The organism is Pseudomonas sp. DD1 (assembly GCF_044510355.1).
GTDB lineage: Bacteria > Pseudomonadota > Gammaproteobacteria > Pseudomonadales > Pseudomonadaceae > Aquipseudomonas > Aquipseudomonas shahriarae.
Window position 1 is genome coordinate 40,340 of sequence record NZ_MSAJ01000002.1, and the last position, 19,124, is coordinate 59,463.

Annotated in this window: 16 protein-coding genes; 10 read left to right on the forward strand and 6 right to left on the reverse strand. The window is 61.5% G+C overall.

Annotated elements, in window-relative coordinates; translation table 11 throughout:
* Positions 1-12: 12 nt before the first annotated feature.
* A complete protein-coding gene (locus tag PSFL_RS01275) occupies positions 13-906 on the reverse strand; it encodes an alpha/beta fold hydrolase (RefSeq protein WP_057439658.1) in 894 nt (297 codons plus the stop codon).
* A gap of 315 nt (positions 907-1,221) precedes the next feature.
* Positions 1,222-3,831 (reverse strand): bifunctional aconitate hydratase 2/2-methylisocitrate dehydratase, encoded by a 2,610-nt coding sequence (acnB, locus tag PSFL_RS01280; protein WP_057439657.1) that lies wholly within the window; start codon positions 3,829-3,831, stop codon positions 1,222-1,224.
* Positions 3,832-4,226: 395 nt separating this feature from the next.
* On the opposite strand from acnB, the gene PSFL_RS01285 reads away from it, so the two are divergent.
* The gene (locus tag PSFL_RS01285) at positions 4,227-4,697 is read left to right on the forward strand and encodes a DUF1289 domain-containing protein (RefSeq protein WP_057439656.1); all 471 of its coding nucleotides are present in this window, start codon (positions 4,227-4,229) and stop codon (positions 4,695-4,697) included.
* 442 nt (positions 4,698-5,139) lie between these two features.
* Here PSFL_RS01285 and PSFL_RS01290 read toward each other — a convergent pair whose 3' ends face one another.
* A complete protein-coding gene (locus tag PSFL_RS01290) occupies positions 5,140-6,006 on the reverse strand; it encodes a universal stress protein (RefSeq protein WP_397469572.1) in 867 nt (288 codons plus the stop codon).
* A gap of 157 nt (positions 6,007-6,163) precedes the next feature.
* Between PSFL_RS01290 and PSFL_RS01295 the strand changes: the two genes are divergently transcribed.
* Positions 6,164-6,766 carry a tRNA-(ms[2]io[6]A)-hydroxylase gene (locus PSFL_RS01295; RefSeq protein ID WP_057439654.1) on the forward strand — a complete coding sequence of 201 codons (603 nt, stop codon included), beginning with the start codon at positions 6,164-6,166 and terminating at the stop codon, positions 6,764-6,766.
* Here PSFL_RS01295 and PSFL_RS01300 read toward each other — a convergent pair.
* A complete protein-coding gene (locus PSFL_RS01300; protein ID WP_198792524.1) occupies positions 6,722-7,921 on the reverse strand; it encodes an MFS transporter in 1,200 nt (399 codons plus the stop codon). The two genes, PSFL_RS01295 and PSFL_RS01300, sit on opposite strands and share 45 nt — an antisense overlap.
* Before the next feature lie 157 nt (positions 7,922-8,078).
* On the opposite strand from PSFL_RS01300, the gene PSFL_RS01305 reads away from it, so the two are divergent.
* Both PSFL_RS01305 and PSFL_RS01310 read left to right on the forward strand, forming a co-directional pair.
* Positions 8,079-8,786 (forward strand): winged helix-turn-helix domain-containing protein, encoded by a 708-nt coding sequence (locus PSFL_RS01305; protein ID WP_057439652.1) that lies wholly within the window; start codon positions 8,079-8,081, stop codon positions 8,784-8,786.
* Positions 8,787-8,790: 4 nt separating this feature from the next.
* Positions 8,791-10,071, forward strand: coding sequence for an ATP-binding protein (locus tag PSFL_RS01310; protein WP_170045078.1), 1,281 nt, complete (start codon positions 8,791-8,793; stop codon positions 10,069-10,071).
* Positions 10,072-10,662: 591 nt separating this feature from the next.
* On the opposite strand, the gene PSFL_RS01315 is transcribed toward PSFL_RS01310, so the two are convergent.
* Both PSFL_RS01315 and PSFL_RS01320 read right to left on the reverse strand, forming a co-directional pair.
* Complete coding sequence (locus PSFL_RS01315) at positions 10,663-11,454, reverse strand: MipA/OmpV family protein (protein WP_057959828.1); 792 nt, start codon at positions 11,452-11,454, stop codon at positions 10,663-10,665.
* A gap of 92 nt (positions 11,455-11,546) precedes the next feature.
* Positions 11,547-12,434, reverse strand: coding sequence for a LysR family transcriptional regulator (locus PSFL_RS01320; protein ID WP_057439675.1), 888 nt, complete (start codon positions 12,432-12,434; stop codon positions 11,547-11,549).
* Positions 12,435-12,565: 131 nt separating this feature from the next.
* Between PSFL_RS01320 and PSFL_RS01325 the strand changes: the two genes are divergently transcribed.
* The 6 genes from PSFL_RS01325 (at position 12,566) to PSFL_RS01350 (ending at position 19,102) form a co-directional block, all read left to right on the forward strand.
* Positions 12,566-13,384 carry a MaoC family dehydratase N-terminal domain-containing protein gene (locus PSFL_RS01325; protein WP_397469573.1) on the forward strand — a complete coding sequence of 273 codons (819 nt, stop codon included), beginning with the start codon at positions 12,566-12,568 and terminating at the stop codon, positions 13,382-13,384.
* Between the two features lie 28 nt (positions 13,385-13,412).
* A complete protein-coding gene (locus PSFL_RS01330) occupies positions 13,413-14,576 on the forward strand; it encodes an acyl-CoA dehydrogenase family protein (RefSeq protein WP_057439649.1) in 1,164 nt (387 codons plus the stop codon).
* Positions 14,577-14,586: 10 nt separating this feature from the next.
* Complete coding sequence (locus PSFL_RS01335) at positions 14,587-15,936, forward strand: MmgE/PrpD family protein (protein ID WP_169961387.1); 1,350 nt, start codon at positions 14,587-14,589, stop codon at positions 15,934-15,936.
* A gap of 9 nt (positions 15,937-15,945) precedes the next feature.
* Positions 15,946-17,142, forward strand: coding sequence for a CaiB/BaiF CoA-transferase family protein (locus PSFL_RS01340; RefSeq protein ID WP_057439647.1), 1,197 nt, complete (start codon positions 15,946-15,948; stop codon positions 17,140-17,142).
* A gap of 14 nt (positions 17,143-17,156) precedes the next feature.
* A complete protein-coding gene (locus PSFL_RS01345; protein ID WP_115128036.1) occupies positions 17,157-17,966 on the forward strand; it encodes a CoA ester lyase in 810 nt (269 codons plus the stop codon).
* A gap of 152 nt (positions 17,967-18,118) precedes the next feature.
* A complete protein-coding gene (locus tag PSFL_RS01350; RefSeq protein ID WP_057439645.1) occupies positions 18,119-19,102 on the forward strand; it encodes a TRAP transporter substrate-binding protein in 984 nt (327 codons plus the stop codon).
* Positions 19,103-19,124: the final 22 nt, after the last annotated feature.

Genomic DNA, 19,124 nt, shown 5'->3' on the forward strand with positions numbered 1-19,124 from the left:
GTTCAAAAGTGCTCAGGCGAAGCTCAACTGCGCTCGGTGAGGAGGCGACATGCAAAACGCCTCTGGCCGGGCGTCGCGATGCGTCAGCAAATGGCCGAGCAACGCGCGGTGCACGCCGTTGGCCGCAGCCCTGGATTCCAGATCCAGAAAGTGCCCGCTGCTCTCGGCCGTGGAGAAGCTGCAGTCGCGGATGTACTGCTTGAAGCGCTGCACGTCCATGGCGCTGGTGTATTCGTCCCAGGCACCGTTCAAAAAGTGCACGTGGCTGTCGATGTTCGAAAGCTGGGGCAGGTACGCCCCTTCATTGAGCTTGAGGGCCTGGTCGATATGGAATCGCGCCTGATGCTGCTCGGCGTTGATCAACTGCGCCATGTGCTGTTGATTGGCACTCTTGAGGCGGGGCGGCAGGTGCTTGCCCAGCGTCTGGTTGAGCAAGTGCCCGATACCCGCGTTGTCATCCCGGGCCATGAGTGCCTGGGCGCCGCTGACGTAGTCGAGCATCGGGCCATTGAGGCCGGGAGCGAATGACATCACTACCGAGCTTTCGACGTTGTCCGGCTTCTGGGCGAGGGCCAGCAAGGTCGACAGGCCGCCCCAGGATGCGGAAACCAGATGGTGAATATTGAAGCCTTCGATCAAGGCCAGCAGGATCTGGACTTCATCGTCCTTGGTCACCAGGCACCGATTCGGGTTGTGAGCCCGGGAGTTTCCGGCGAATGGCAAGTCAAACAGCACCACGTTGAAGTGTTCGGCCAGGCACTTGCTGGTACGGGCAAAGGCCGAGGTTGTGGCCATGGCGCCATTGACCAGCAGTACATTCTTTTTATCGGGGGCATCGCCGATTTGTTCCACCGACACCGCATAGTCCTTGAAGACGTTCTTGATCACATATTGATTGCGCCACATAACACACCTCCATTAAGCACTTAAAAACGGGTGAGAGCGCCCCTGCCACCGGGTACGGGCATCGACGACGAGGCTTGGCTGTTTTTATTAGAAGTCGTACGGCATACAGCGCGAGTACATCCAAAGCAGGCGGATCCCATGACGCGGGCATCAGGGTGTAGAGAGTTTCGGCCTTCAAGGCGCGGCGGGACAACTACCTGATCTGGTAGGTCGTTGGAGAAAGGCCGTCGACAGCCAGTGCCCGTCAGGTTTTTCCAGGCATAAAAAAACGCCGCGTATCTTGCGATACGCGGCGTTCTTCACATCAACACACCGTTAGGCTTGAACCACCGGAATGTTGGCGCTTGCTGCGATTTTACGGAACTCGGCGATCTGGTCGAAGTTCAGGTAGCGGTAGACGTCACTGGCCATGGTGTCCAGTTTCGCTGCGTAGCCCATGTACTCTTCGACGGTCGGCAGGCGACCCAGGGTGGAGGCGACTGCCGCCAGCTCGGCCGATGCCAGGTAGACGTTCGCGCCATCACCCAGACGGTTCGGGAAGTTACGGGTCGAAGTCGACACTACGGTCGAATTCGGCTCAACACGTGCCTGGTTACCCATGCACAGCGAGCACCCCGGCATTTCCATGCGCGCGCCAGCCTTGCCGTAGATGCCGTAGTAGCCTTCTTCGGTCAGTTGGTGAGCGTCCATCTTGGTCGGCGGCGACAGCCACAGACGGGTTGGCAGCTGACCCTTGACCTGTTCCAGCAGCTTGCCGGCAGCGCGGAAGTGACCGATGTTGGTCATGCACGAACCGATAAACACTTCGTCGATCTTCTCGCCAGCAACGCTGGACAGCAGACGGGCGTCGTCCGGGTCGTTTGGCGCGCAGAGGATTGGCTCGTTGATTTCGGCCAGGTCGATCTCGATGACTTCGGCGTATTCGGCGTCGGCATCGGCTTCCATCAGCTCAGGGTTGGCAACCCAGGCTTCCATCGCTTGGGCACGACGTTCCAGGGTACGCGCATCACCGTAGCCTTCACCGATCATCCAGCGCAGCAGGGTGATGTTGGAGTTCAGGTACTCGGTGACGGAGTCTTTCGACAGCTTGATGGTGCAACCGGCAGCCGAACGTTCGGCCGAGGCGTCGGACAGCTCGAAAGCCTGCTCCAGCGTGAGGTCGTTCAGGCCTTCGATTTCCAGGATGCGGCCGGAGAAGGCGTTTTTCTTGCCTTTCTTCTCAACGGTCAGCAGGCCGGACTGGATTGCGTAGTAAGGAATGGCATGAACCAGGTCACGCAGGGTGATGCCAGGTTTCATCTTGCCTTTGAAACGCACCAGGATCGACTCAGGCATGTCCAGTGGCATTACGCCAGTGGCTGCGGCGAACGCTACCAGGCCAGAACCGGCCGGGAACGAAATGCCCATCGGGAAACGGGTGTGGGAGTCACCACCGGTACCCACGGTGTCCGGCAGCAGCATGCGGTTCAGCCAGCTGTGGATGATGCCGTCGCCTGGACGCAGCGATACACCGCCACGGGTCATGATGAAGTCAGGCAGGGTGTGGTGGGTGGTCACGTCGATCGGCTTTGGATAGGCCGCGGTGTGGCAGAAGGACTGCATCACCAGATCGGTGGAGAAGCCCAGGCACGCCAGGTCTTTCAGTTCGTCACGGGTCATTGGACCGGTGGTGTCCTGGGAACCCACGGTGGTCATCTTCGGTTCGCAGTAGGTACCTGGACGAACGCCTTTGCCTTCCGGCAGGCCGCAGGCCTTGCCGACCATTTTCTGGGCCAGGGTGAAACCCTTGCCAGTGTCGACAGGTGCTTCAGGCAGCTTGAACAGGTCGGTAGGGCCAAGACCCAGCTCAGCGCGAGCCTTGTCGGTCAGGCCACGGCCGATGATCAGCGGGATACGGCCGCCGGCACGGACTTCGTCCAACAGGACCGGGGTCTTCATTTCGAAGGTGGTCAGGACTTCGTCGGTGCCGTGTTTGCAGACTTTGCCAGCATGCGGGTACAGGTCGATCACGTCGCCCATGTGCATGTTGGTGACGTCGAATTCGATTGGCAGTGCGCCAGCATCTTCCATGGTGTTGTAGAAGATGGGAGCGATCTTGCTGCCGAAGCAGAAGCCACCAGCGCGCTTGTTAGGCACGTACGGGACGTCGTCGCCGAAGAACCACAGTACCGAGTTGGTTGCCGACTTACGGGACGAACCGGTACCGACCACGTCACCGACGTAGGCGATCGGGAAGCCCTGGCCGCGCATTTCTTCGATCTGCTTCATCGGGCCGGTCTTGCCTTGCTCGTCCGGCACGATGCCTTCACGGGCCATTTTCAGCATGGCCAGGGCGTGCAGCGGGATGTCAGGACGGGACCAGGCATCGGGAGCAGGGGACAGGTCGTCGGTGTTGGTTTCGCCGGTGACCTTGAACACGCGCAGGCTGATCTTGTCGGCCAGGGTCGGGCGGTTCTTGAACCACTCGCCGTCGGCCCAGGACTGGATCACTTCCTTGGCGTGCGTGTTGCCGTTCTTGGCTTTTTCCGCGACGTCGTGGAATGCATCGAACATCAGCAGGGTGTGCTTGAGCTGGGCAGCAGCAACGGCGGCCAGTTCAGCGTCGTCCAGCAGCTCGACCAGGGTCACGATGTTGTAGCCGCCTTGCATGGTGCCAAGCAGTTCAACCGCGCGCTTTTTGTCGATCAGGGGGGAAGACACTTCGCCCTTGGCCAGGGCAGACAGGAAACCGGCCTTGACGTAGGCAGCTTCGTCAACGCCTGGTGGAATGCGGTTGGTGATCAGGTCAACGAGAAACTCTTCTTCGCCAGCCGGGGGATTTTTCAGCAGCTCGACCAGGCCTGCGGTTTGTTCGGCGTTTAGCGGCTGGGGAACGATACCCAGGGCTGCACGCTCTTCGATATGTTTGCGGTAGGCTTCAAGCACAGTTATTACCCTCATCAGTGGTCCCACGGGACGCTCATCCAGACATGCACGGCACGCATGCGCTCGGGGGCTTTTTGGGCCGTAGAGCCAGCGCTGCCGGCATTTCTCACAGAAGCTGCTTTCAAAGTTTTACGCCTGCAGAACGGAGCTGATGAGGGTTGGTGCTGGTCATTTGGAGGGTAAATAACCAGCGCCAACACCGTTCTGAAGGAACGACTGTGCTCGTGACGCTTTGAAAACAGCTTCCAACGGATTATTTGGCGCCTTACAAGGCCGGATGATTCTACGGCAAAAAATTTCTAAAGGTAAGTTGCCGCAGCAAGTTTGCAGGGTGATGAACCTTAGACAAAGGGCTAACATGGGCCACTGTTTCGCTGATTTGTGCGTTGTCACCCATGCCCAACCAAACCATCAAGACCCCCTGCATCGGCCTGTGCTCCACGGTTTACGGCGATCTCGTGTGCCGCGGCTGCAAGCGTTTCCACCACGAAGTGATCCAGTGGAACGGCTATGGCGAGGAAGAAAAACGCGCAGTTTGGCTGCGGCTTGAGCAACTGCTGGTGCAGGTCATGGCGGGCAAGCTGGAAGTATTCGACCCCAAACGGCTGCGCTGGCAACTCGAACAGCGAAAAATCCGCTTTGTGCCGCACCAGTCGGAATACTGCTGGGCCTACCAGTTGATCGCCCGTGGCGCGCGGGTGATCAACAACCTGGAAGCCTATGGCATGGTGCTGATGCCGGAGTTTCGCGACTGGAACCTGCCGGAACTGCGTGATGCCATTGATCGGGAGTTTTTTATCCTGTCCGAGGCGCATTACCAGCGCTATATCGCCCCTGGCTTCCTCAAGGATGCACTAGGTCACTGACTGTCGCCGATCAACATGTGGGAGCGGGCTTGCCCGCGATGGCGGCGTGTCAGTCAGGCATCTATCAACTGACCCACCGCTATCGCAGGCAAGCCAGCTCCCACTTTTGTTCTGGGGTGTGGCCAAAATATCCTTCCTTGCCAAGATCCCCTGTGGGAGCTGGGGTGTGGCCAAAATATCCTGCCCTGCCAAGATCCCCTGTGGGAGCTGGGGTGTGGCCAAAATATCCTGCCCTGCCAAGATCCCCTGTGGGAGCTGGGGTGTGGCCAAAATATCCTGCCCTGCCAAGATCCCCTTTGGGAGCTGGGGTGTGGTCAAAATATCCTGCCCTGCCAAGATCCCTTGTGGGAGCGGGCTTGCCCGCGATAGCGCCAGTTCAGTCAGGGATGTATCAACTGACTCACCGCTATCGCGAGCAAGCCCGCTCGCACATGTCTGATCTTCACTGTGCCTTGCTGGCCAGTTCCTCCAGGTGGTCGATGATGCTCTGGGGCTTGAGCACCAGCACATCGCTCTCCAGCGCATCCAGCACCACTTCCGCCGTATTGCCGATCAGCGCCCCGGAAATCCCGGTGCGTGCCACGGTGCCAATGATCGTGACGGCCGCCCTCAACTTATAGGCGGTATGGGGGATCAGCACATCCGCCGGGCCTTCTTCGATATGCAGGCGGCTGTCGTCAATGTCGAATTCGGCCTGGAACGCCTTGCACTGCTCGCGATAGCGGGCCTCGATGGTTTCCTTGAGCTGGAACACCGGATCGGCTGCCGACAGCATGGGCGAGGGATGGGCGCTGATGACATGCAACTGGCCCTTGGCCAGGCTGGCGATGTCAAAGCCATGGTCGATGATGGCCGCGTGCAGGTCTTTATGCTCGTTATCCAGGTTGCCCACGTCGATGGCCGCCAGGATCACCCCGTCGGTCCATGGGGTCGCGGTCTTGACCAACAGCACAGCGGCCGGGCACAAGCGCAGCAGTTTCCAGTCCGCTGGCGTCAGCAGGGCCTTTTTCAGCGGGCGGTCGGGGTAGTGCTGCTTGATCACCAGTGCGCAACCTTCGGCCTGCTGCACACCGATGATGGTTTCGTGCAGGTTGTTGTTCCAGGCCAGTTCGGTTGTGACGTTGTAGCCATCGGCCGACAATTGCTCTTTGAGCAAGGCCAATAGCGCCGAATGCTCATGCTTTTTGTCGCACACCAGCAGATGCAAATGAGCGCCTGTCACCCCAGCGATCAGCTTGGCGCGCTTGAGGGCCAGGCTTTCCGAGTGTTCGGGCTCAATGATCACCAGGATTTTGCCAATTTCGTTCATGAGCGAGATCTCCAAGGGTGGGAAGGGCAAGGCTTCGAACAACTATAGTTGTTGCCCGCCGTACAGCATGTTGATGCACATCAAACCCCGTGACTGGTGGTCTGCGGCGGGGGCGGTATAATCGGCGGCCTTTTGTGACCCTTTGCTCGTGAGCCCGATGAACCTGCCCGAAATCCATGACTTCCTCGGTTGCCGCACCCCCGATGCCTGGGTCCAGGCCGCACTGGCCGACCAGGAAACCCTGCTGATCGACCACAAAAACTGCGAATTCAAGGCCGCCAGCACGGCCTTGAGCCTGATTGCCAAGTACCACTCCCATGTCGACCTGATCAACATGATGTCGCGCCTGGCCCGCGAAGAGCTGGTGCACCATGAGCAAGTCATGCGCCTGATGAAAAAGCGCAAGATCGAGCTGCGCCAGCTGCATGCCAGCCGCTATGCCTCGGGTTTGCGCAAGGTGGTACGCAGCCACGAACCGGTGAAACTGGTGGACACCCTGGTGGTCGGGGCGTTTATCGAAGCGCGCAGTTGCGAGCGTTTCGAAGCACTGGTGCCGCATTTGGACGAAGAACTCGGCAAGTTCTACTTTGGTCTGCTGAAAAGCGAGGCACGGCATTTCCAGGGCTATCTGAAGCTGGCCTATCAATACGGCGATGCCAAGGATGTTGCCCAGGTCATCGAGCGGGTGAGGGCGGCCGAGCAGGAATTGATCGAATCACCCGATATCGAGTTCCGCTTTCACAGTGGCGTGCCAGCCTGAGGCCACGGCCACGCCGATCAGCGCGGTGATCCCGGTCAGCAGCAGGATCACCGTTTGCGTGCCAAAAGGTGCCGCCAGCACGGCAATTGCCAGGCCCGCCAATGGCTGCGCGAGGTTATTGAGCAAGGTGATCACGCCCACCGTCTTGCCGAAGTCCTGCACGGGAATGACCCGCTGACGGGTGCTGCGCATGTACACGTTGAACATCTTGTCGAAACCGGTGACCAGCAGAAAACCCAGGGTGTACAGCCAGAGGTTGGGACTGATCGCCATGATCAATGCCCCAAGCGCAATCACCGAATACGACAGCCCGCCCAGCACTTTCAACGCCAGGCTCGAGCGCGCCAGGTAAAACAGGATGACGATGGTCACCACCGCGCCGGCGGCCTGCAGCAGTGCATAGGCATCCTTGTCGGCCGCGTAGAGGCCGGTCACCATGGCGGCGGAGGTGGCCAGCGTCACGCCAATAATCAAATTCACGCCGACTGCCAGGGCGATAATGCGCTTGAGCTCCGCCAGGTTACGGATATGCCCGAGCGCGATGCGTAGCGGTTGCAGCCAGATATCCCGGTGTTGCGCGTGGTTTTCGAGATTCACCGTGGTAGTGCGCTGCCAGACCAGCATTGCCAGGTCTGCCAGCACAAACAGCCCGGCAATCCCCAGCACCACCCAATGCCAGGCCCACACCTCCAGCATCAGCGCAGCAATCAGTGGCCCTAGCACCAGGCCGCTCTGGTCGGCGATTTGCGAGTAGGAGAGGGTCTTGGCGTAGGTGTAATGCTTGAAAATATGCGGCATGACGACTTCTCGCGCCATGATGCCCTGGGTCGTCAGCACTCCACACAGCGCCGACAGGATCACCAGCCAATGGATGCCGCCGAACATCGCGTACAGCGCCACGGCCACTAGGCACGCCAGCGCTCGGTAGGCCTGGCTGATATGCAGGATGCGCACGGGCGAAAACTTGTCGCACAATGCCCCGCACACCGGGAACGCCAGGTATCGCGGCAGCGACTCGATAAAGAACGCCAGCCCGGCCCACGCTACGCTGTTGGTGGTCTGAAATACGATGAGCGGCACGATAAACAGCAGAATCTGGTCCGCCAGCCGGGACAGGAACAGCGAAACAAAGAACGCCAGGTAATCCTTGCGCATACAACTCCCTGTGGGTGGCGTTAAACATTGCAGGCTAATTGTTAAAAACTCTTAAAAACATGAAGCTTCGTCAGCCGCTGCTGGCCAGGCGCTTTTGCCGGACAGCTTGCCACCTATAATGCTCGCTCTTCAATCCGCTTTTGCACACTGAGAACGTATGGAAAACCTGGGTCTGGGCAAGGTCCTACTCGTTGAGGACGATGAGAAGCTGGCAGGGCTGATCGCGCATTTTCTGTCACAGCATGGCTTTGAAGTGCGCGTGGTGCACCGGGGCGATGAGGCGTTGGCGGTGTTCCTGGCGTTCAAACCGAAGATCGTCGTGCTCGACCTGATGCTGCCGGGCCAGAGCGGCCTGCATGTGTGTCGCGAGATCCGCAATGTGTCCGACACCCCCATCGTGATCCTCACCGCCAAGGAAGACGACCTGGACCATATCCTCGGCCTGGAATCCGGCGCCGATGACTATGTGATCAAACCGATCAAGCCGCCGGTGTTGCTGGCACGCCTGCGCGCCTTGCAGCGCCGCCATCTGCCGGAGCCGACGGTGCGTGGTTCCCTGGCGTTCGGCCAACTGGCGATTGACCGCAGTTGTCGGGGGGTAAGCCTGGGTGACGAGAAGATCGACCTGACCACCATGGAGTTCGAGCTGCTGTGGCTGTTGGCCAGCAGCGCGGGCAAGATCCTCTCGCGGGACGATATCCTCAACCGCATGCGCGGGATCGCCTTCGATGGGCTCAACCGCAGTGTCGATGTGTATATCAGCAAGCTGCGCAACAAGCTCAATGACAACCCCCGCGAGCCGGTGTGCATCAAGACCATCTGGGGCAAGGGCTACCTGTTCAACCCGTTTGCCTGGGAGGCCTAGCCCGATGCTGCGCCTGTTTCTGCGTCTGTACATCATCCTGGCCCTGGGCCTGGCCGGGGCAATCTGGCTGGTGAACTACACCTTCGACGAATTGCTGCCCGAAGCCAACGAAACCTACAACCGCGAAGCCATGCGCGGCCCGGCCTACGGCCTGGTGGAGCAGTTGCGCCCGCTGCCCGCTGGCGCGGCCCGCGAAGCACGCCTGGCCGAGCTGCAGCAGCACTATGGCCTGCGCCTGGCCTTGATTGCCCGGGACGCTGCGGCACTCACCTCCCGCGAGCAACAATTGCTGACTGACGGCAAGCTGGTGGTGCGCGGCGACTTTATGGAGTTCATCACCGAAATCGACGGTGGCGCGCAGCTGCTTCAGATCAAGCTGCCGGTGGAGCCGCGCTGGCTGTACCTGTGGGCCTATAGCTTGTTGGGCCTGTGCCTGGCGATTGTCCTGTATTTCTGGGTGCGCCCGCACTGGCGCGACTTGGAGCATATTCGCCTGGCGGCCCAGCGATTTGGTGACAATGACCTGGGTTCGCGCATCCTCCTGCCACGGCGCTCGAGCGTGCGCGAGTTGGCCGGGCACTTCAACCAGATGGCCGAGCGCATCGAACACCTGATCGCCAACCAGCGCGAGCTGACCAATGCGGTGTCCCATGAACTGCGCACGCCGATTGCACGCTTGTCGTTTGAACTCGACCAACTCAAACAGGAGGCCGATCCGCGCCAGAGCCGCGCGTTGATCGGCGATATGTACGCCGACCTAGGCGAACTGGAGGACATGGTTTCCGAACTGTTGACCTACGCCAGCCTTGAACGTGGCGCGACACAGGTCACCCGCGAGAACATCGAGGCCCACAGCTGGCTCGACAGTGTGATCGGCAGCGTGGCCCTGGAAGCCGAGGCCGAAGGCGTGCAACTGTCCCTGGGTACCTGTGAAGTCGACTTCATCCAGATCGAACCGCGGTTTATGGCTCGCGCGGTGATCAACCTGCTGCGCAATGCCATTCGTTACGCCGAGCATCGGGTCGAGGTGTCGCTGGTCAAGTTCGGCAGTGGTTATGAAGTACGCGTCTGCGACGACGGTCCCGGCGTACCCGAGGACGGCCGGGAGAAAATCTTCCAACCCTTTATGCGCCTGGACGCCAGCCGCGACCGCCGCACCGGCGGCTTTGGCCTGGGCCTGGCGCTGGTGCAGCGGGTCAGCCAGTGGCATGGCGGGCAGGTGCAGGTGCTGGACTCGCAGTGGGGCGGGGCGTCGTTCCGGATGACCTGGGCGTACGCCGACTGATCCTCTGCAAACCCATGAAGATTGTAAATGTGGGGGCTGGCGGGTGTGGAAGCTGGCTAGTCGGGTCGCCGCCTCGCTGCGATGGTCGTAAACGATGACGTTGGGTACCTGACACTCTGTGGCGATCTATTGGGCCGTCATCGCAGGCAAGCCAGCTCCCACAGGGGAATGCAGCTTCGCACCCCGGCTTTGCTGTTGCTGATGCTCTGCTTTTGATCTGGCTTTTGATCTTGATCTCAGGCGCCCCGTTAAACCACGATGGCCGCAGGCAGGTATTGCGCAGTGGGCACCCCGGCATGGATGCCGGGGTAGCCGCGACACGGCCATGGATGGCCGATCGCGGCGGGCCCACGGAGCAAGGCCTGACTGCGGGCATGCCGAGCCTAGGCGAGGCACCGAGTGGTGGGGCAAAAGCGTTTTGCTTACTTTGGCGCTTCTCCAAAGTGAGCCGCCGTAAGGGCGGAACCAATAGCCGCCGTGACCGCAGCAACGGATATGTACACCCCCCCAACAACCCAAAAAGAGCGAATGACCATCGCAGTAATGGAGCGACCGGCAAGCCAGCCCCCCCTGTCTGATCGGGTTTGCAAATCAAAAGCTGTAGTTCAGCACACCCATCACCGAGGTTTGCATCCGGCGTTCCACAATCGGGCTTTTGCCGGCATCCCCCGACAAATACTGCACATCCAGCAAGGTAGAGAACGTTGTGTGGTCGCCCAGCGGCACGCTCCAATCGAGGTTCAAGCCCCGGCTGACCATCCCACCCTTGGCGTCATACGCGCGAAAGCGGCTGTGCTGGGCCTGGCCGGGGGTGACGCCGTACCAGGTGCGCACATAGTTGCCATCGCCAAAGAGGCTATTGAGGCTGGCGTCCACAGTGCCGTAGTCACCGTCATACAGGTTGGTGCCAATGCTCAGCTCCAGGGAGGTAAACGCCTTGCCGCTGTCTTTTTTATCGTCTTGCTCCAGCGCATGCTCCAGGGTCGCGCCCAGCACGGCCGTGCCCAAGGTGTAGCTGGCACTCACACCGAACTGCGGTCGCGACTTGATTTGGCCCATGCCCTTGAGCCGGTCGGAGCCCAGGCTGGTGCTTTTCTTCTGGTCCTTGCGCGCAGTGCTGGCGCCGACATAGGCACTGAAACTGAGGTTGTCATCCTCATAACCCCAGCCCAGCCCTTTGTTGGTATCGAGAAAAATCCCCCATGGGCTGACGACGTTTGCGCCCAGCAATGGCGCGGTCATACGCTCATTGCTGCCGCTGTAACGCGGCAGGTTGGCCGCCCCGGCTTGCAGGCTGTATTGCCAGTCGGCGGCGGCTGACAGTTGGGTGCAGGTGATCAGGCACACAGAAGTGGCAGCGAGGTAAATCGTTTTTGAACGCATGATGGCCTTCGTCATTCCAAGGAAGGCTCAAATCCTAGGGACGGCGTGGGCAGGGGTCTTTGACAGCTTTGTCGGGAAACTGTCAAAGACTGTTAAGCGGCGGGCATCAGGGTCGCAATCAGTGCGCGGATCGCGCCCGGCAGGGCATCCAGTTCGCGTACCAGGATGCTGCGTTCGCGCACCGCCCAGCTTTCATCAAGCTTGATGGTCACCAGTTGCATGGTCCGGCTGTGCCGCACGGCGGCGGACTCGGGGATGATGCCAATGCCGACCCCGGCCTCGACCATGCGGCAGATCGCTTCAAAACTCGACATCTGGATGCGCAGGGACAGTTGCTTGCCCAGGCGCTCGACGTGTTCACGCAAGAAACTGAGCAAGGTGCTGCCCTCGTGCAGGCCGATATGCTGATAGGCCAGGGTCTGCTCCAGGGTCACCGACGGCTGGTTGGCCAGGGGATGGCCCACCGGCACCGTCAGCACCAGGTGGTCAGTGCTGAAGTGCAAGACCTGCAAGCCCGGCGCCTGCACAGGGCCGGCGATGATGCCCATGTCGCTGGTGCCGTCGAGCACCCCGCGCACGATGTCGCGGGACAGGCGTTCTTGCAGGTCGACCGTTACGCCGGGGCGCTGGGAGAGGAAGCCGGCGAGGATTTCCGGGAGAAACTCGGTGACTGCGGTGGTATTGGCAAAGATGCGGATATGCCCGGCAGAGTCGGCGCCATATTGGGTGAATTCGCTTTTCAGGTAATCGACCTGGCGCATGATCAGTCGCGCGTGATGCAGCAGCCGTTCACCGGCCGGGGTGACTTCCACGCCGCGACTGTCACGGTACAGCAGGCGCGTATCCAACTGGCCCTCCAGGGCCTTGATCCGTGCACTGGCGGCTGCCGGCGAGAGGAACGCACGCTTGGCGCCCTGGGTCAGGCTGGGGGATTCGGCGATATGGATAAACAGGCGCAGGTCGGCCAGGTCGAAGTGCATGCAAGGCTCCCAGGTGAGGATAGCGGCGTTCAGCATAACCGAACGCTGGTTTATTGAAATGCAAATTCTCAGAACGGCCAGGCGCTTGCATTATCCGGGGCAGACACTCACTGCCCGAGGACCTGCCCCCGATGAGCGCCACTGATTGGATTGGCCGAAGCGAAACCGCCCACGACCATTTGAGCCGTAACCTACTCAAGCGTATTGCCGCCACCTTCGGCGAGGCGGTGCCGGACGACGGAGCAGATTTACCGCCGCTATGGCAGTGGTGCTTCTTCCAGGACCCGCTGGCGGAAACCGCCCTGGGCGCCGACGGCCACCCGGCCCGTGGCGGGTTCCTGCCGCCGGCCGATAACCGCAACCGCATGTGGGCCGGTGGGCGTATCGAGTTCCTGCACGCCTTGCGTGCCGGTGAGTCGGCGACCCGCGTGTCGACCATCACCCAGGTCGAGGAAAAGACCGGGCGCAGCGGTTCGTTGCTGTTTGTCACCGTGCGCCACCACTACTCCCAGGAGGGCCGCCTGGCAATCCGTGAGGAACAGGACATCGTCTACCGCGAGCCCACACCGCCCAAGGCCGGCAGCGGCGATGCCCTGGCCCGGGGCGAGTGGGTTGAGGTGATCGAGCCCACGCCCACCTTGCTGTTCCGCTACAGCGCCGTGACCTTCAACGGTCACCGCATCCACTACGACTACCCCTACGTGACCGGCAGTGAAGGCTATGCAGGGCTGGTGGTGCATGGGCCGCTGATCGCCACCTTGAGCCTGCGCGCCTTCTGCCGGACACATCCCGAAGCCACCTTGCGCCGTTTTGCCTATCGCGGCGTGCGCCCGTTGATTGCGCCGCAGCCGTTTGAGGTGGGCGGGCGGGTGACGGCGTCAGGTGTCGCACAGCTGTGGGCCGGTAACGCTGCTGGCTTGGCGCAGCAGGCTGAAGTGCATTTCGAATAATCCAAGAACAACAGGCGGAGAGCCGTTAATGAACCCCAATGACAACGAAGAACTCAACGCCATCCGCGAAGGCGTGCGTGCCTTGTGCGCTGAATTCGACGCCGCTTACTGGCGCAAAGTCGATGAAGAAAAGGGTTTCCCCGAAGCCTTCGTCAAGGCCCTGACGGACGCCGGCTGGCTGTCGGCGATGATTCCCGAGGAATACGGCGGCTCCGGCCTGGGCCTGGCCGAAGCCTCGGTGATCCTTGAAGAGGTCAACCGCTGCGGCGGCAACTCCGGCACCGTCCACGGGCAGATGTACAACATGTTCACCCTGTTGCGCCATGGCAGCGAGGCGCAAAAGCGCTTCTACCTGCCCAAGCTGGCCAGCGGCGAACTGCGTCTGCAGTCCATGGGCGTCACCGAGCCCACCACCGGCACCGACACCACCAAGATCAAGACCACCGCGATTCGGCGCGGCGACAAATACGTGATCAACGGGCAAAAGGTGTGGATCTCGCGGGTGCAGCATTCTGACTTGATGATCCTGCTGGCGCGTACCACGCCGCTGGCCGAGGTGAAGAAAAAGTCCGAAGGCATGTCGATCTTCCTGGTGGATCTGCGCGCGGCCATCGGCAACGGCCTGACCGTGCAGCCCATCGCCAATATGGTCAACCACGAGACCAACGAGCTGTTCTTCGACAACCTCGAACTGCCCCTCGACAGCTTGATCGGTGAGGAGGGCAAGGGCTTCAAATACATCCTCGACGGTCTCAACGCCGAACGTACGCTGATTGCCGCCGAATGCATCGGCGACGGCCGCTGGTTTATCGAAAAGGCCAGCGCCTATGCCCGCGACCGCGTGGTGTTTGGCCGGCCCATCGGGCAGAACCAGGGGGTGCAGTTCCCGATTGCCGAAGCCCATATCGAAATCGAGGCGGCGGACCTGATGCGCTGGCGTGCCTGTGAGGAATACGACCGCGGCGCCAATGCCGGGGCCAGTGCCAATATGGCCAAGTACCTGGCAGCCAAGGCATCCTGGGAAGCGGCCAACGCCTGCCTGCAAACCCACGGCGGCTTCGGGTTTGCCTGCGAGTACGACGTGGAGCGCAAATTCCGCGAGACGCGCCTGTACCAGGTGGCGCCGATCTCCACCAACCTGATCCTGTCGTACGTGGCCGAGCATCTGCTCGAGCTGCCACGCAGCTTCTGAGGGCCTGAGCATGAGCCATACCCAAGCCTTGTGCCGGTTCCTCGCCGAGTTGAATGACGCGCAATTGCCCGACGCGGTGCTGGCGCGTACCGAAGAACTGTATCTGGATTGGCTGGCCTCGGCGCTGGCCAGCCAAGGCTCGCACCCGATTCCCTTGTTTGAGCGCTATGCACAAAAGATGGGCCCGGCCACCGGGCCTTCGCAGATAATCGTCAACGGTGGCAGCAGCAGCGCGTATTTTGCCGCGTTGGTCAACGCCGCCTCGTCGCACCTGGTGGAGCAGGATGACCTGCACAACAGCTCGGTACTGCACCCGGCGACGGTGGTGTTTCCCGCCGCCCTGGCCGCCGCGCAAGACCTCGGCAAATCCGGCCGCGAATTGTTGCTGGCCTCGGTGGCCGGTTATGAGGCCGGGATTCGCATCGGCGAGTTCATGGGCCGTTCCCATTACCGCATCTTCCACACCACGGCGACGGTCGGCACCCTGGCGGCGGCGGTGGCCGTGGGCAAGTTGCTGGACTTCAACGAAGAACAATTCATCAACCTGCTCGGCAGCGCCGGCACCCAGGCTGCCGGGCTCTGGGAGTTCCTGCGCGATGCGGCTGATTCCAAGCAGTTGCACACTGCCAAGGCTGCCGCGGATGGCTTGCTGGCCGCGTACCTGACGGCGGATGGCCTGAGCGGTGCGCGCAATATCCTCGAAGGCGACCAGGGTTTGGCGGCCGGCATGTCCACTGACGCCGAGCCGGGCAAATTGTCCGCGGGCCTCGGTAGCCGCTGGGCGCTGCTGGAAACCTCGTTCAAGTTCCACGCTTCGTGCCGCCATACCCATCCGGCCGCCGACGCGTTGCTGGACTTGATGCAGCGCGAAGGCCTGGCCGCTGCGGATATCGCCAAGGTCGAAACCCGCGTCTACCAAGGCGCCATTGATGTGCTCGGCCGCGTGACAGTGCCGGCCACCGTACACCAGGCCAAATTCTCCATGGGCACCGTGCTCGGCCTGATTGCTGTGCATGGCAAGGCCGGGCTCACTGAGTTTCACCAGTTGGCCCTGAGCGATCCGGCCGTCGCTGCGTTCCGCGACAAGGTCAGCATGCGCCTCGACCGCGAAGTCGACGATGCCTATCCGCAACGCTGGCTGGGCCGCGTCACCGTTACCAGCGTCGATGGCCGCACGTTGCACGGCGCGATTGACGAACCCAAGGGCGACCCCGGCAACACCCTGGACCGTGGGCAGTTGGCGGACAAGTTCCAGCGCCTCTGCCAGTTCAGCGGCGCCCGCACACCGGCCCAGGCCAGCGCCTTGATCGAAAAAGTCTGGAACCTGCGCAGCGCCGTATCCATGGCCCATTGGCTTTGAGGAATTGTCATGACTGCTAATCAACGACCGCTGGACGGCATCACCGTGGTCAGCCTGGAACACGCGATTGCTGCGCCGTTCTGTACCCGCCAACTGGCCGACCTGGGGGCGCGGGTGATCAAGATCGAACGCCCGGGCAGCGGTGATTTTGCCCGTGGCTACGACGAGCGCGTGCGCGGCCTGGCCTCGCATTTTGTGTGGACCAACCGCTCCAAGGAAAGCCTGACCCTGGACCTCAAGCAGGAGGAGGCCGGCGCTATCCTCGACACCTTGCTGGCCGATGCCGACGTGCTGGTGCAGAACCTTGCGCCCGGCGCGGCGGCGCGTATGGGGCTGTCGTTCGAGGCGCTGCAGGCGCGCTTTCCACGGCTGATTGTCTGCGATATTTCCGGCTACGGTGAAGGCGGGCCCTACGAGAAGAAGAAAGCCTATGACCTGCTGATCCAAAGCGAGGGTGGTTTTCTTTCGGTGACCGGTGGCCCTGGTGACGAGCAGATGGCCAAGGCCGGTTGTTCCATCGCGGATATCTCCGCCGGCATGTACGCCTACAGCGGCATCCTGTCGGCACTGCTGCTGCGCGGCAAGACCGGCAAGGGCAGCCGCATTGACGTGAGCATGCTGGAAAGCCTGGTGGAGTGGATGGGCTACCCGATGTACTACGCCTTCGACGGTGCCCCGCAGCCACCGCGTGCTGGCGCGGCGCATTCGACGATCTACCCCTACGGGCCGTTCCCCACGGGCGACGGCGGCACAGTGATGCTGGGTTTGCAAAACGAGCGCGAATGGGCGGCGTTCTGCGACAAGGTGCTGCTCACCCCGACGCTGGCGACGGATGAGCGCTTCTCGGCCAACTTCAAGCGTTCGGCCAACCGCGAAGTGCTGCGCCAGATCATTGTTGACAGCTTTGCCCAACTCGACACCGAAGCCGTGATCCAGCGCCTGGAACACGCGCAGATCGCCAGTGCGCGGGTCAACGATATGCAAGGCGTGTGGGACCACCCGCAACTCAAGGCCCGCGACAGCTGGCGTGACGTCGACAGCCCGGCCGGGCCGTTGCCGTCGTTATTGCCACCGGCGCGTAACGCCGCGTTTACCCCGCGTATGGACGGTGTACCGGGGCTGGGTCAGCACAGCCAGGGGATTCTCCAAGCGCTTGGCTACTCGGGCGAGGCCATCGACAACCTGCGCGCGCGCGGCGTTATCTAAAAAGGAGTTCAGTGATGCCTTTGATTCGTTCTGCCTTGTTCGTGCCGGGCAGCCGCCCGGAGCGCTTTGCCAAAGCGCTGGCCAGTGGTGCCGATGCGGTGATCGTGGATTTTGAAGACGCGGTGGAAGAACCGCTCAAGCGCCAGGCCCGGGATAACCTCGGTGCGTTTTTAACGGCCAACCCCGATGCCTGTGTGTGGGTACGCATCAATGCCCCGGAACACGCCGAGCACTTTGCCGATGTGGCGTTCTGCAAGGCCCACGGCAACGTGGCCGGGGTGCTGCTGCCGAAGGTAGAAAGTGCCGCCCAGGTGGCGGTGGTGGCCGCCACCGGCAAAGTCATCTGGCCGATTATCGAAAGCGCGCGAGGCCTGCTGGCGGTTGCAGCAATCGCCCATGCGCCGCAAGTGCAGCGCCTGTCGTTTGGTGGCCTGGACCTGGCGCTGGACCTGAACCTGAGCAGCCACTCGGCGGCGGCGAATTTCGCCCTCGATCAGGCGCGCCTGGCGCTGATCGTGCACTCGCGCGCCGCCGGCCTTGTGGCACCGCTGGACGGTGTGCACCCGGCCATCGACGACCCGGAGGGCCTGCGCCATTCGATCCGGCATGCCTATGAAATGGGCTTTGCCGGGGCGCTGTGCATCCATCCCAAGCAGGTGCCGGTGATCCATGAAGCCCTGGCGCCAAGCGCGGCGGACCTGGCCTGGGCACAACGGGTGGTAGAGGCCGGCGCCCATGGGGCAGGGGCCTACCAGATTGATGGGCAGATGGTGGATGCGCCGGTGTTACTGCGGGCCCAAAGGCTGCTGGCGGCACAGCCCTGACAGACCAAACCAGTGCCCACACTGGATAGGCATTGTTCCCAAGGCTGGTGTTCGGCTTGGCCGAACGCAGGGTTTAAAAATTTGAAATTCACTACACGCCTCACATCAGGCACCTTGCCTGAAACCACCACAACAATAAAAAGGTGATACCCATGCTCAAGCTTTCTCGGGCGCTGTTGTGCGCCGCCACGTTGTTTACCGCAGGCCTGGCCCAGGCGGCTGATCCGATTATCATCAAGTTCGCCCACGTGGTAGCGGAAAACACCCCCAAAGGCCAGGGCGCGCTGCTGTTCAAGAAACTTGCTGAAGAGCGCCTGGCGGGCAGGGTCAAGGTCGAGGTGTACCCCAACTCGTCGCTGTTCGGTGACGGCAAGGAGATGGAAGCGCTGCTGTTGGGCGACGTGCAAATGCTGGCGCCGTCCCTGGCCAAGTTCGAGCAATACACCAAGCAGGTGCAGATCTACGACCTGCCGTTTTTGTTCAACGACCTGGCCGCCGTCGACCGGTTCCAGGCCGCTGAAGGCAAGCAACTGCTGACGTCGATGCAGGACAAGAACATCCTCGGCCTGGCCTACTGGCACAACGGCCTCAAGCAACTGTCGGCCAACAAGGCCCTGCACGAGCCCAAGGATGCCCGCGGCCTGAAGTTCCGCGTGCAGGCTTCCAGTGTGCTGGAGGAACAGTTCAAGGCGATCCGCGCCAACCCGCGCAAGATGAGTTTTGCCGAGGTCTACCAGGGCTTGCAGACCGGCACCGTCAACGGCACCGAGAACACCTGGTCGAACTATGAAAGCCAGAAGGTCAACGAGGTGCAGAAGTACTTCACCGAATCCAACCACGGCCTGATCGACTACATGGTGATCACCAACGCCAAGTTCTGGAACGGCCTGGCGCCGGATATTCGCAGCAGCCTGGAACAGATCATGGGCGAGGTCACCGTCGAGGTGAACAAACAGGCCGAAGCGCTGAACCAGTCGGCCAAGCAGAAGATCGTCGACGCCAAGACCAGTGAAATCATCGAACTGACCCCCGCGCAACGCCAGCTGTGGCGCGAAGCCATGCGCCCGGTATGGCAGAAGTTCGAGGGGCCGATTGGCGCTGACCTGATCAAGGCCGCAGACGCGTCCAACCAATGATTTCGGGGTGTACCAAGATCCA

Bases quoted from the DNA above. Each gene is read 5' to 3' on its own strand.
- PSFL_RS01275 (WP_057439658.1), bottom strand. From the start codon at position 906: ATGTGGCGCAATCAATATGTGATCAAGAACGTCTTCAAGGACTATGCG.
- PSFL_RS01285 (WP_057439656.1), top strand. From the start codon at position 4,227: ATGCCCAACCAAACCATCAAGACCCCCTGCATCGGCCTGTGCTCCACG.
- PSFL_RS01290 (WP_397469572.1), bottom strand. From the start codon at position 6,006: ATGAACGAAATTGGCAAAATCCTGGTGATCATTGAGCCCGAACACTCG.
- PSFL_RS01295 (WP_057439654.1), top strand. From the start codon at position 6,164: ATGAACCTGCCCGAAATCCATGACTTCCTCGGTTGCCGCACCCCCGAT.
- PSFL_RS01300 (WP_198792524.1), bottom strand. From the start codon at position 7,921: ATGCGCAAGGATTACCTGGCGTTCTTTGTTTCGCTGTTCCTGTCCCGG.
- PSFL_RS01305 (WP_057439652.1), top strand. From the start codon at position 8,079: ATGGAAAACCTGGGTCTGGGCAAGGTCCTACTCGTTGAGGACGATGAG.
- PSFL_RS01310 (WP_170045078.1), top strand. From the start codon at position 8,791: ATGCTGCGCCTGTTTCTGCGTCTGTACATCATCCTGGCCCTGGGCCTG.
- PSFL_RS01315 (WP_057959828.1), bottom strand. From the start codon at position 11,454: ATGCGTTCAAAAACGATTTACCTCGCTGCCACTTCTGTGTGCCTGATC.
- PSFL_RS01320 (WP_057439675.1), bottom strand. From the start codon at position 12,434: ATGCACTTCGACCTGGCCGACCTGCGCCTGTTTATCCATATCGCCGAA.
- PSFL_RS01325 (WP_397469573.1), top strand. From the start codon at position 12,566: ATGAGCGCCACTGATTGGATTGGCCGAAGCGAAACCGCCCACGACCAT.
- PSFL_RS01330 (WP_057439649.1), top strand. From the start codon at position 13,413: ATGAACCCCAATGACAACGAAGAACTCAACGCCATCCGCGAAGGCGTG.
- PSFL_RS01335 (WP_169961387.1), top strand. From the start codon at position 14,587: ATGAGCCATACCCAAGCCTTGTGCCGGTTCCTCGCCGAGTTGAATGAC.
- PSFL_RS01340 (WP_057439647.1), top strand. From the start codon at position 15,946: ATGACTGCTAATCAACGACCGCTGGACGGCATCACCGTGGTCAGCCTG.
- PSFL_RS01345 (WP_115128036.1), top strand. From the start codon at position 17,157: ATGCCTTTGATTCGTTCTGCCTTGTTCGTGCCGGGCAGCCGCCCGGAG.
- PSFL_RS01350 (WP_057439645.1), top strand. From the start codon at position 18,119: ATGCTCAAGCTTTCTCGGGCGCTGTTGTGCGCCGCCACGTTGTTTACC.